This is a genomic window from Streptomyces sp. (genome assembly GCF_019510245.1).
Classification (GTDB): domain Bacteria; phylum Actinomycetota; class Actinomycetes; order Streptomycetales; family Streptomycetaceae; genus Streptomyces.
This window is the reverse complement of record NZ_JAEKKT010000127.1, coordinates 49,583-62,576: the sequence shown is the minus strand read 5'-3', so window position 1 is coordinate 62,576 and position 12,994 is coordinate 49,583. Positions and strand designations below refer to the sequence as shown.

Annotated in this window: 5 protein-coding genes and 1 pseudogene; 2 read left to right on the top strand and 4 right to left on the bottom strand. The window is 71.1% G+C overall.

Annotation, left to right across the window (positions count from 1 at the left end; translation table 11 throughout):
- Positions 1-140 precede the first annotated feature (140 nt).
- Positions 141-3,470, top strand: coding sequence for a lectin (locus JF597_RS14920; protein WP_293994285.1), 3,330 nt, complete (start codon positions 141-143; stop codon positions 3,468-3,470).
- Positions 3,471-3,538: 68 nt separating this feature from the next.
- Here the strand turns inward: JF597_RS14920 and JF597_RS14915 are convergent, their stop codons facing one another.
- The 4 genes from JF597_RS14915 to JF597_RS14900 form a co-directional block, all read right to left on the bottom strand.
- The gene (locus JF597_RS14915) at positions 3,539-5,053 is read right to left on the bottom strand and encodes a hypothetical protein (RefSeq protein ID WP_293994283.1); all 1,515 of its coding nucleotides are present in this window, start codon (positions 5,051-5,053) and stop codon (positions 3,539-3,541) included.
- Between the two features lie 126 nt (positions 5,054-5,179).
- Positions 5,180-6,196, bottom strand: a complete 1,017-nt coding sequence (locus tag JF597_RS14910) for a hypothetical protein (RefSeq protein ID WP_293994281.1) — start codon at positions 6,194-6,196, stop codon at positions 5,180-5,182.
- A 178-nt stretch (positions 6,197-6,374) separates the two neighbouring features.
- The gene (locus JF597_RS14905) at positions 6,375-8,084 is read right to left on the bottom strand and encodes a carbohydrate binding domain-containing protein (RefSeq protein WP_293994279.1); all 1,710 of its coding nucleotides are present in this window, start codon (positions 8,082-8,084) and stop codon (positions 6,375-6,377) included.
- 166 nt (positions 8,085-8,250) lie between these two features.
- The gene (locus JF597_RS14900; RefSeq protein ID WP_293994277.1) at positions 8,251-10,206 is read right to left on the bottom strand and encodes a LamG-like jellyroll fold domain-containing protein; all 1,956 of its coding nucleotides are present in this window, start codon (positions 10,204-10,206) and stop codon (positions 8,251-8,253) included.
- 515 nt (positions 10,207-10,721) lie between these two features.
- Here JF597_RS14900 and JF597_RS14895 point away from each other — a divergent pair.
- Positions 10,722-12,774, top strand: a pseudogene (locus tag JF597_RS14895) (elongation factor G).
- Positions 12,775-12,994 lie beyond the last annotated feature (220 nt).

The following is a 12,994-nucleotide window of genomic DNA, read 5'->3' as shown; positions in this document are numbered from 1 at the left end:
ACTTTCGGCGCGCCGACACCTGATGTGCGAAGCACGAACCGCTGCGGAGGCAACCGATGGTGAGACCCCGACGTTCAGCCGCACCACCCTCCACCCGAGCCAGATTCCGCCGACGCCTTGCCGTGGTCTGCGTCCTGGGCATGGCAGCCCTGCCGCTCTCGGCGACGGGAAGCGCCCTGGCCGCGAGCGCCGGGACGCCGGCCCTCGTGACCGACCCCGCGTCCCTCGTCAACCCCCTCATCGGCACCTCCGGTGCGGTGGACACCTTCCCCGGCCCCGACATGCCGGCCGGCATGGTCCAGTGGGGTCCGGACACGACGCCGAACCGCCCCGACGGCGGCGGCTACGAGTACGCCGACAAGAAGATCTCCGGCTTCAGCCTCACCCACGTCTCGGGCCCGGGCTGCCCGGTCGCGGGCGACCTGCCCGTGCTGCCGGTGACCGGCGCGCTCTCGGGCGACCTCGGCAGTACGTCGGTCGGCTTCAGCCACGCCGACGAGCAGGCCGCCGTCGGGTCCTACAAGGTCACCGACGCCAACGGCGTGAAGACCGAGCTGACCGACACCACCCGCGCCGGGCTCGGCACCTTCGCCTTCCCGGCGGGACAGCAGGCGAACCTGCTGTTCAAGCTCAGCGGGGGCGCCACCCAGGTGGACGGGACCCGCGTCCAGGTGGTGAACAGCAAGGAGATCAGCGGCGCGATCGACAGCGGCCACTTCTGCGGCGCGAGCAACCGGTACACGCTGCACTTCGACGTCAAGTTCGACCGGCCGTTCGCGGCGAGCGGCACCTGGGTCGGCGGCACCATCAACCCCGACGCGAAGTCACTGAAGGCGGGCAAGGTCGTTCCGGCCCCGCAGGAGTCCACCTCGAAGCCGCTGAAGGAGAAGCACTTCACCGTCCCGGCGAAGCCGGCCCCGACGGTCCACGGGACGCCCGCCAAGGCCTCCGCCAAGGCCTCCGCGACCCCGGGCGCCAGTGCCGCCTCCCGGCTGTCCAAGGCCGCCGAGGCCGCCCAGCCGCCCACGACCGGCGCCAACGGCATGTACCTGACCTTCGACACCTCCGCGAACACCACGGTCACGGCGAAGGTCGGCATCTCGTACACGAGCGACGCCAACGCGGCGGACAACCTCGGCAAGGAGATCAAGAACTGGAACGTCGGCGCCGTCGCGAAGGCCAACCACGACGCCTGGAACGCGGTGCTGAAGAAGATCGAGGTGGGCGGCGGATCCGCCGACCAGCAGACGCAGTTCTACACCGCGCTCTACCACGCCCTGCTGCACCCGAACGTCTTCTCCGACGACAACGGCCAGTACATGGGCATGGACAACCAGATCCACAAGCTGGCCAAGGGGCAGCAGGCCCAGTACGCCAACTACTCGGGCTGGGACACCTACCGCTCCCAGACCCAGCTGATGGCGATGGTCGAACCCAAGGTCGCCAGTGACGTCGTCACCTCGATGCTCAACGGCTACGACCAGACGGGCCTGCTGCCCAAGTGGGCCTCCAACAACGGCGAGAGCTACGTGATGGTCGGCGACCCGGCCGCCGGCATCATCACCGACGCGTACGCCTTCGGCGCGACGGACTTCGACACCGCCAAGGCGCTCGCCGCCCTCCAGCACGAGGCCACCGTCCCGAACAACGACCGCCCCGGCGAGTCGGTGCGGGACGCCAAGGGCTACCTCCCGCTGGACGAGAACGACTACAACTGCTGCAACTTCTACGGCCCGGTCTCCACCCAACTGGAGTACGACAGCGCCGACTACGCTCTCGCCGCGTTCGCGAAGTCGCTCGGCAGGACGGCCGTCTACCAGAAGTTCGCCACCCGTGCCCAGGACTGGATGAACGTCTTCAACCCGCAGACCGGCTACATGCAGGCCAGGAACAAGGACGGCCAGTTCGCGGGCGGCTTCACCCCCGGCACGTCCAACGGTTTCGTGGAGGGCACCTCCGCCCAGTACACCCCCATGGTCCCCTTCAACCTGCAACAGCTCATCCAGGCCCGCGGCGGCACCAAGGCGTACTCGGACTACCTGGACAGCCTCCTCGACGACATCACCAGCCCCGGCGGCACCGACGCCGACCTGAGCAACGAGCCCAGCGTCGAGATCCCGTGGGAGTACGACTACACGGGCCAGCCCTGGAAGACCCAGGCAGCCGTCCGCGCGGCCCAGCAGGGCCTCTACTTCAACGCCCCGGTCGGCTCGTTCGGCAACGACGACCTCGGCGCCATGAGCTCCTGGTACGTCTGGTCCGAGCTCGGCATGTACCCGGAGACCCCGGGCACGGACACCCTGGTGCTCGGCAGCCCCGCTTTCCCGGTCGCCCAGGTGACCCTCGGCAACGGCAGGACGGTGCGGATCAACGCGCCGCAGGCCGCGCCCGACGCGCCGTACGTGCAGTCCCTGCACGTCAAGGGCAAGGCCTGGAACACCTCCTGGCTGACCTACCAGCAGTTCAAGGGCGCGGGCACGCTCGAATACACGCTCGGCACCCAGCCGAACACCTCCTGGGCGTCCGGACCGTCGGCGGTGCCGCCGTCGGACACCACGGGCGGCGGCCGGGTGCTGGCGGCCACCGGTCCCAGCAACGGCCTGGTCCTCCAGCCGGGCAAGGGCGATGACGCCACCCTCGACCTGACCAACCTCGGCAGCAAGGCCGTCACGGTCGACTGGACGGCGACGGCGCCCTCCGGCGTCACGCTGGACACGGCGTCCGGCTCGCTGACGGTGCCCGCCTCGGGCAGCGCCGAGGCCAAGGTCCATGTGACGGCCGGTGCGAGCGAGGGGACGTACCCGGTCACCTTCGCCCTCACCGACCACGGCACGGGTGCGGCACTGTCCGGGGCGAGCCTCCGCGTGGCCGTCGCCAAGCCCGGTGCGCTGTGGCCGTACGCCACCAACGAGGGCATCTACCCCGACGGCACCACCTACTCGGGCGGCTTCGACGGCGGCGGCTGGGCCTACTCGCAGAACGCGCTGTCGGCCGCCGGCGTCACGAGCGGCTCCACCCTCACCGTCGACGGCATCTCCTACACCTGGCCGACGGTGACGTCCGGTCAGCTCGACAACCTGGAGATGGCCGGGCAGACGATTCCCATGCCGGCGGGCACCTCGGGGTCGTCGCTGGGCCTGCTGGGCGCCGCCGTCAACGCCCCGACCGACGGCAGCGGGGTCTCGGGCACGCTGACCGTCACCTACACCGACGGCACCACCTCCCGGGCGACGGTCGGCTTCTCGGACTGGACGCTCAACGGCGGCCCGAGCAAGCCGCTGCCGGGTGACACGACGGCCGTCACCACCACCTACCGGAACACCGGGAGCGGGGGCCGGGACGGCGTGAAGACCTACGTCTTCGCGACGAAGGTCGCGCTGGATCCGGCGAAGCAGGTGGCGTCGGTGACGCTGCCGGTGACCGGCTCCACGGGTACCGACCACCTGTTCGCCTACGGCTTCGGGCAGTAACTCCGGCAAAGACAGGGCCGGTTCCCCGGGCGCGTGCCCGGGGAACCGGCCCTCCTCGATGCCTGCCGCTACTGGACGTAGCAGTTCTTGACCGTCCCGGCGGAGGGGTCGCCGAAGACAGCGTTGTCACAGGGGGTGCCGCCCGTGAAGCTGCCGTAGGCGTAGTGGCCGTCGGCCCCGTAGGCGACCTCGTGGGTGCCGGTGAACGAGCAACTGCCGTTCTCCGCAGCGCAGGTGGTCCACGTCGTGAACGTGGGCGGCGGTGCCGTCAGGTAGCAGGACTTGGCGGTGCCTGGCGTGGGGTCGGGGAAGGCCGTGTTGCTGCAGGCGGTGCTCGGCACGGTGGCATAGGTGTACGTGCCGTCGGCGCCGTAGGCGACGGTCATCACGCCGGCGTAGGAGCAGGTGCCGCCCTCGGCTGCGCACGGGGCCCAGACGTTCGTCGTGGGCGGCGGGGGCTGGACGTAACAGGCCTTGGCCAGGCCGCTGATCGGGTCGTCGCCGAACGCCGTGTTCGTGCACGCGGTGTTTCCGGTGGCGGTGAGGTAGTCGAACCGGCCCTGGGCGCCGAAGGCGAGGGTCTGCGTCCCGGAGACGGCGCAGATGCCGTTCTCCAGCGCGCACTGTGCCCAGGTGCCCGGCAGAGAGGTGTGCTCGGCGGGAGACACGGTGCCCGTGGTGGGGTAGGCGACGGTGTACGAACCGGGTTGCACGCCGCGGAAGTAGATGTAGTCGGCGTCCTGGTCCGCGCTCGCGACGCCGGTGGCGCCGGTGAGGGCGGTGCCGTTCCAGGCGGTGGTGCCGTTGATCGTGACCGTGTGGCTCCGGCCGAACCTGGGTACGGCGATCACCCCGGTGGAGCCGGTGTCGGGGCCCGTGTCGACCTGCAGGGTGAAGTTGCCGGCGGCGGGGTGGCCGTAGCTGACGTGGACGGTCTTTCCGGCGGCGACGGTCAGGGTGCCCTCGACGTGGGTGAGATCGCCGGGGTGCGGGACGACCTGGTAGGCGGTGCCGCCCGTGCTGGTCGGCTGGATGCCCAGGACGTCGGAGGTGAGCGCGCCGGGGGGACCGGTGGACCAGCCGTGCGCCATGCTGGTGAAGGAGCCGCCGTAGGGGCCGACGTCCCCCTGGTTCGAATACCCCTCCCAGAACGTGCTGTCGGTGCCGATCGGGGAGTCGAGCATGAAGCCCCACTCGGTCCTGATGAGGTTCAGGGCGTTGGTGTCGTCACCGGCGGCGAGGTGGGCGTAGACCTCCATGGAGCCGGTGAACGGCGAGATGTTGTTGTTCCACTCCGGGGTCTGCGAGCCGCGGCTGCCCCAGCGGGTGCGCAGGTAGGCGGTCACGTTGTCGGCCTGTGCGGCGGAGGAGGTCACGCCGTACCAGACGGCGAGGGAGTTCCCGTCCTGCGGGTGGACGGTGCTGGTGGGGTTGTCCTGGTAGGCGCCGGTGGACGCGTCCCACAGCCGGGAGTTGATCTGCGTTCTGAGCGCCGCGGCCTGGTCGCCGTAGCTGGTCGTCAGCGTGCTGTCGCCCTCGGTGCGGGCCAGGGACGCGCCGGTGGTCAGGACCCGGTAGAGCATGGCATTGGCCGCGATGTTCTCCCCGCCCTGGCCGGTGCGGGCCCAGTCCAGGGTCCCGGTGACGTCGAGCAGGCCGTTCGAGTCGACTTTGCCGGTGATGAAGTCGACGCCGCGCTTGTACCGCGCTCAGATGCCGTCGAGCCAGGTCCGGTCGGCGGTGTCCAGGTAGTAGGTGTAGGTGCCGAGCAGCGTCCACATGTGGTAAGTGTCGGAGCCGAAGAAATTGAACTCCGGTCCCGCCCAGAGGAGTTCGCCCGACGACTGTTGCATCTGGTACACGGTGGCCAGCGAGTTGCGGGCGGCCGTCATGTCGTCGGTGCTGACGTAGGCCGTGGGCAGGGAGATGCCCATGTCGCCGGGCCACACGGAGCGGTCCCGTTTGGCGCCGTCGGTCAGGACCTCGCTGCCCACGCCCACCACGCCGTTGTTCTCCCAGCCGGAGGAGGGCAGCGGCCACACCCGGCCCTGGACCGGGTCGATGGTGTCCATCTGGACGGTGTAGGCACCCGCGTACCAGATGCGGTTGAGCAGCGTGTCGTTGGAGTAAAAGCAGTCCGGGTAGGCCGCCGGATTCGTGGCTCCGGGGGCGGCCGAGTACGCGAGCGAGACGCCGTTGACGTCCACCCAGCCACCGGAGTCGAGGAAGAGCGTCAGATAGCGGAAGCCGCCGCGCAGCTTGTCGGCGGGCATGGCGTAGCTGCCGGCGCCGTTGACCGGCGCGTAGATCGCGCCGTCCGTACCGCCGCCCGAGTTGTCGCTGCTGTTGGCGACGTACAGCGACGACTCGCTGAAGGCCAGCCCCACGCTCCGCCCGGCACTGCTCGCCCCGGAAAAACTGAGGATGACGATACCGCCGACCTCCTTGCCGAAGTCCAGGGTCACGGCCGAGCCGCTGCCGTTCAGCCGGGCGGCCTGGTGCGACAGCACATGGGTGGGGTCGCTCACCGAGCCGGCGGTCCGGTACACCGAGACCGGTGCGAGCGTCCGCGAGGTGGGAGCGAGGAGGTAGGGGTCGCCGGGGGTGGCCCCCGCCGACGTGGCGGCCGCGGCCGGCGGCGACTCGAAGGGTGCCACGCGGCCGAGGGCCAGGGCGAGGCCGACAGCGAGCGCGATGCGGAGCGCGCCTTTGAGCGGATGGTTCACGGGATGACTCTCCTCGGTCTCGTGAGGGAGGGGGCTTGCGGGTGTTGAAACGGTTCAATCATGGGCAGGTCGATACGGTTGCGAGCCTCCTCGTCCGGGCCGGAGTGCGAAACGCGCCCCGTCGGCTCGCCGGGGGATGAGACCCGAGGCCGCCGCCGGGGCGCGCATGGAGAGGCCGTCAGCCGAGGGCGAAGTCGTCCGCGTCGACGTTTGACTGGCCGTACCAGCCGTGCACGTAGACGGTCACCGCTCCGCTGCTTCCGGTGGTGAAGCTGACCGTGAGCTGGTTCCAGCCGGTGCTGTTCGACCAGGTGCTCGCGGTGGCGCCGCCGCTGACCCCGACGTAGGCGTACGGGCCCTGTACCCACGCGGTTAGAGTGTAGGTGTGGTTGGCGGCCAGGGTGACGCTCTGGTCGCACTCGCCGGTGCTGCTGGAGCTCGGCGTGACCTGGAGGCCGTGGCTGCCGCTGTGGACGGGGCCGGCGACCACCGAGCTGCCGCCGGTGCACGTCCAGGGGGTCAGGCTGCCGGTCTCGAAGCCCGCGTTGGTCAGCGAGCCCCCGCCGCCTCCGCCGCTGCCGGAGGACGTGACGGTGAGTGAGTAGGTCGCGCTGTGGCTGCCGCTCGCGGCCGTACCGGTGACGGTGATCGGGTAGGTGCCCGCGGCCACGGACGAGCCGACCGTCGCCGTCAGCGTCGAACTGCCGCCGGACGTCACGGAAGCGGGGTTGAAGGAGACGCTGACGCCGGACGGTGCGCCGGAGGCGGAGAGGCCGACGGACTCGGCGCTGCCGGAGGTGACGGCCATGCCGACCGTCGCGGTCGCCGAGCCGCCCTGGGGGACCGAGGCGGACCCCGGCGACAGGGAGAGGGAGAAGTCGGTGGTGGTGCCTCCGCCGCCACCGCCCGTGCTGCCCGCGTAGGGCACGAACGCGTCGGTGAAGGCGAGCGTGTTCTGGCTGATCTCGCTGCACGTGGAGAGCGAGTTGGCGCTTCCGCTGCACGGCTGGTCCCGGTTGGCCGACCAGAACGACAGCCGCCCGACGCCGTTCTGCGCGGCGAAGGACTCCACCGTCCGGGCGTCCGCGAGGGTGAAGGTGGACCCGTCGTCGTTCTTGCCGATCATCGGCGTGATGCCGAAGTTGGCGTAGGTGTAGCCGGAGTCGACGGACTGCATCTGGGCCAGCGTGGCCTTGGCCGCGGAGACCGCGCCCTGGCCCATCTCGGTGCCGGTGCCCGCGTAGTAGTCCATGGCCATGATGTTGACCACGTCGATCCTGATGCCCGCCGTCTTCGCGGCCTTGAGGATGTTGACGCCGTCGCCGGTGAGCCCGCTGGTCAGCACGGGCAGGGTCATGGAGAACTTCAGGTTCGGGTTGGACGCCTTGAGGTCCTTCATCGCCTGCATCTGACGGGCCGCGGCCGCGGTGTCCGCGATGGCGGCACCCTCGACGTCGAAGTCGAGCTGGGTGACGCCGTAGTCGTTGATGATGGCCTGGTAGCCGGCGTCGATGCTGCTCTGGGTCGAGCACGTCCAGGCGAGCGGCTCACCGCTCGCCCCGCCGGAGGAGATGATGACGGAGGCGCCCTCGGACTTCGCCCTGGCGATCTCGGGGTCGGTGTAGGAGTCGTTGCCTATGGGGAGCGTGTCGCCCCAGATCTGCGTGCAGCCCTCGCCGAGTACGAAGGCGGCTGTGTAGGCCTTGAGTCCGTGTCCCGTGACGGCGGTGTCGAGCAGTCCTTCCTGACCGTTCGACATGTCGACGTAGGGAGCCACGGAGTAGACGCTGCTGCCCGCGGCGCTGCCGGCGGGGGCCAGCGCGACGGTGACGCCGGTGGCCGCGAGTGCGAGCGCGCATGCGGAGGCTGCAAATCTTGCCAGGTGCATGACAGTGGCCCTTTCGGGATGCCCATGGGGGGCGGTGAGGGTGGGCCGAGATTTGGTACATACCAAACCGTCGTCATGCCCTTCAGTCAAGAGGACTAGACCAACTCCATACCATTCCGGGATGTCTCCAGTCCCCGGCGGGCGGGCCGGGGGCGGGAGACGCCGCTCATCGCGCCGTCAGGAACTCGTCCGTGGCCAGGGGGCGGTTCACGATGCGGATGTCGCCGATGCTGCCGTGGAACACCATGTCGACGGCGCCCGCGTACTCGTGGCCGCCCACCATCCACGGCAGCCCGAGCGAAGTGAGGCCGACCGACCGGCGGTCGGGGTTGTCGACGACCGGGGCGCCCTCGACGTACAGCCTGGTGCGACGGCCGTCGTTGACCACCGCGAGGTGCCACCACTTGAGTTCGGCCAGGCCGTGCCCCCAGTTGGTGGTCGGCCAGGTGTCGTTCAGCGGGTAGTGGTTGAACTGCGGCTCGCGGCCGTTGTTCGAGACGGAGAGCTGGAGCACCGGCTCGCCCGGGTCGGTGTTCCTGCCGTGCTTTCCGGCGTCCCCTGCCGAGCCGCGGCGGCTGAGTACCGACGCCCAGCCGTTCTTCCCGGCGTCCCAGTCCAGCGCCAGCATCACGAACGTCTCGATGGTGTACCCGAACCTGAACGTCTCGTCGTTCAGCGGTGCGTGCGCCTCGGTGGTCAGGTACGAGCCGTGCAGCGGGTTGCGGCCCCCGCTGAACTTCAGGCCGGCGTGCGCGGGCTGGTCGGGGTGGTGGTCGGAGGACCAGGTGAGCGCGTCCGCCGCGGTGCCCGGCAGGGTCACCACGGTCAGGTCGTTGCCCTTGCCGGACAGGTCGCGGACGATGTCGCCCGCGGCGAGTGCGGTGCCGGGCGCGCCCTGCCCGTCGAAGCGCCAGTACGCGAGCGTGCTCTTCACCAGTTCCCGGCCGGCCGGCCGGGCGGGCCGGTCCGGAACCGGGGCGAAGCCGGAGAAGCGCTGCTCGAAGTCGATCGGCACCGAGAAGTCGTCCACCGGGCCGGTGATCCGGGCGTGCTCGGCCGCGAGTTCGGTACGGGACTCCGGCTTCTGGGCCAGGATCCACGGGTTGATCGTCTCCACGTCGATCGTCTTGCGGGCCAGGTCGAAGTGGTAGAGCCGGATCATGCCGCCACCGCCGAAGTAGCGGTTCTGGTAGTTGGTGATGTGCAGGTGCACATCGTTGCTGGCGGCGTTCTTCGCGGTCGTCCGCGCGGGCGGCCAGTAGTGGCCGTTGAGGGTGAGGAAGATCTGGTCGTTGCCGTCGATCAGCCGGTCCCAGACTGCCCGGCCGTGGTCGGAGAGCACGGCGTTGTCCTCCGGGTCGCCGGAGTCGTATGGGAAAACGTTGTCATCGTAGTTCGAGTAGACGAGGTCGTGGGTCGTGAGGATCACCGGCAGCTTCGGGTGGGCCCTGATGACGCTCTCGGCCCACGCGAAACCCTGCTCGCTGGTCCGCCAGTCCAGGGCGAGCAGCAGCCAGGAGCGCCCGGCGGCCCGGAAGACGTGCGCGGTGTTGTAGCCGGTCGCGTCGGCCCCGGCGAACGTCTTCGCGTGCGCGAACCGCTGTGGGCCCATGGTCCGCAGGTACGGGGTGTCACCGCGGCTGTCGTCGCCGCTCACGTCGTGGTTGCCGGCCAGCACGTTGTACCCGGCGCCGTGCGCGTCCAGCAGCGCGAACGCCTTGTCGACCTGCTGGAACGAGGACGGGTCCGCGTCCTGGGTCAGGTCGCCGAGGTGCGCCATGAACACGATGTTGTCGCCGTTCGCGTCTCCGCTGTGGTCGATCACGTAACGGAACGACGCCTCCTGCGGCGCCCGGTTGACGCTGTCCTGGCTGTCCCAGTACAGGAACTGGGTGTCCGGCATCACCGCGAGGGTGAACCGGAGGGCGGCCGGATCCGGTCTCCAGGTGCCGCTCCCGGCGCTGCCGTTGGCCGCCGCGGCGGTGGCGGGCGCCGTGCCGAGCATGGTCGCGCCGGTTCCCGCTGCCGCCGCTCCCGCGCCGGCCAGCGCCGTGCTGCGGAGAAAACCGCGCCTGCTCTGTCCGGTGTTCTCTTGTGCCGGGGTGTCGTCTCGATGGGACATGGGGCCGCCTTTCCCGTGCCGATGGCTCGACGCGACGACGCTACCCAGCGGCGCTCCCGGTCGGGCGGCCGAGAGGTGACAGTCGAAGCGCAGTCGTCTGTCCGGGACTTGAAGGATCGAGACAGCCGGTCGAAAACCGGGTGCCGTGCCCCGCGCCTCCTGCCTACACTCGTCCACTGTCACGCACCGTAGCCGCGAACCGCGGTCGCGGTGCTGTGCCGTGACGAGTTCGGACGAACGAGGGGGAGAGGGCCATGCGGGATCGCACCGCTGTTGTCCCCTTCCTTTCCCGTTCCCTTTCCCGCTTCGACGTGATCCTCGTGTCCCCGTCCCTCCGGTGCCCGCTGCGCGGCCGGCACCGGACTCCGTGACGCGCGACCGGATCAGTCGACCACCGGCACATGTACGTACTGTGACGTGCCGTCAGGCCGGACCGGTGGACTTCGCCGCACGGGAAATCGCGCTGCCCCTTCCGGGAGCGATTCCGGGAACCGTCATCCGAAAGGCACCGGGCCATGCGCACCGAACTCCACCCGAACTCCGTCAACCCCCTTGCCGCCGTTCGCAACCTGGGCATCCTCGCCCACGTCGACGCCGGGAAGACCACCGTCACCGAACGCATCCTGTTCGCCACCGGCACCATCCACAGACGCGGCGAGGTCCATGACGGCACCACTGTCACCGATTTCGACCCCCAGGAACGCGACCGCGGCATCACCATCTTCGCCGCGGCCGTCAGCTGCGCCTGGCGCGGCCACCGCGTCAACCTCATCGACACCCCCGGCCACGTCGACTTCGCCGACGAGGTCGAACGCTCCCTGCGCGTCCTCGACGGCGCGATCGCCGTGTTCGACGCGGTCGCCGGCGTCGAGCCGCAGAGCGAGTCGGTGTGGCGGCAGGCCGACCGGCACGGCGTCCCCAGGATCGCCTTCGTCAACAAGCTGGACCGCGCGGGCGCCGACCTCGACCGGGCCGTCGCGTCGATCCGGGGCCGGCTCCACCCGGCCCCGCTCGTCGTCCAGTTGCCCATCGGCACGGAGGACGGCTTCACCGGCGTCGTCGACCTCGTACGCATGCGGGCGCTGGTCTGGGCGGACGACGGCGGTACGGCGACGGAGGGACCCGTTCCCGAGGAGTTGCGGGAGCCGGCCCACCGGCGCCGGCACGAGTTGGTGGAGGCGGTGGCCGCGCTGCACCCGGGCGCGCTGGAGGAGTTCTGCGCACCGCCCGGCCGGCTGTCCACGGCCACGCTGACCGGCGCCCTGCGCGACCTCACCCTGAGCGGTGAGGGCGTCGTCGTCCTGTGCGGCTCCGCCTACCGCAACCGGGGCGTCGAACCGCTCCTGGACGCGGCCGTGGCCTATCTGCCCTCGCCGCTCGACGTCCCCGCCGTGCGCGGTACCCACCAGGGCGCCGAGCAGCGGCGGGCCGCCGACCCCGAGGGGCCGTTCGCCGCGCTCGCGTTCAAGGTGACCGCGACCGCCACCGGGCGCCTCACCCACGTCCGGGTCTACTCGGGCACGATCGAGAAGGGAGACACCGTGTGGGACCCGGCGACGCGCCGCACCGAACGCGTGGCGCGCATCCTCCGCGTCATGGCCGACCGGCACGAACCCCTCGACCGGGCGGTGGCCGGTGACATCGTCGCCGTCGTCGGGCTGAAGTCGGCCCGCCCCGGCGCCACGCTGTGCGCCCCGGACGCCCCGCTGCTCCTGGAGCCGCCGGCCGCCGCGGAACCGGTGGTCTCGGTCGCCGTCGAGGCCCGCCGCCGTACCGACACCGACCGGCTGGCACAGGCGCTCGCCCGGCTGGCGACGGAGGACCCCTCACTGGTGGTGCGCACCGACGCCGAGACCGGGCAGACCGTGCTGTCCGGGATGGGTGAACTGCACCTGGAGGTCGCGGTGGAGAAGATCCGCCGGGACGGCGGCCCCGAGGTGACGGTGGGCCGGCCGCGGGTCGCCCTCAGGGAGACCGTGGCCCGCGGGGTGACCGGCTTCGTCCACCGGCACGTCCACCAGACCGGCGGGGCCGGGCAGTTCGCGCACGTCGTCCTCGACGTCGAACCGCTCGGGCGCGAGGGCGGGTGCGAGGGCGGGTGCGAGGGCGGCCTTGAGGGCGGTCACGACGGCGGGTGCGAGGGCGGCTTCGTGTTCCGGTCGGCGGTCGCCGGCGGCCGGGTGCCGCAGGAGTACGTCCGCGCGGTCGAGGCCGGCTGCCGGGACGCCCTCGCCGAGGGCCCCCTCGGCGGGCATCCGGTGACCGGGCTGCGCGTCACGCTGACCGACGGCTCGACGCATGTGAAGGACTCCTCCGACAGTCGCCGAGGTCACGGTCACCGTGCCCGAGGACGCGGTGGGCGGCGTGCTCGGCGACCTGGCGGCCCGGCGCGGCCGGGTCACCGGTTCCACGGCGCGGGGCGGCGCGGCGGTGCTCACCGCCACCGTGCCGCTGGCCGAACTCTTCGGCTACGCGACCCGGCTGCGCGGCCGCACCCAGGGCCGCGGCACCTTCACCATCCGCCCGGTCGGCCTTGCACCGGCTCCGACCGCCGTATCCGCCCACTGACACCGGGCGGGGGGTGGGGCCGGGGACAACCTCCCCGGCCCCCATCCCCGCAGCCGACGTCCGATGTCCCGACCCGTCCTCCGAGGCGCCGACCGACCCTCCGGCGCCGCTCGCCCCCCCGATCGCCGTCCGTCCCCTCGCCGTTCACGCCTTTCGCGTCGCCGTTCTCCCGACGCCCGTCGCTCCACCTCCGGCCTCCGGCCGCCCGCAACCGGCCGTC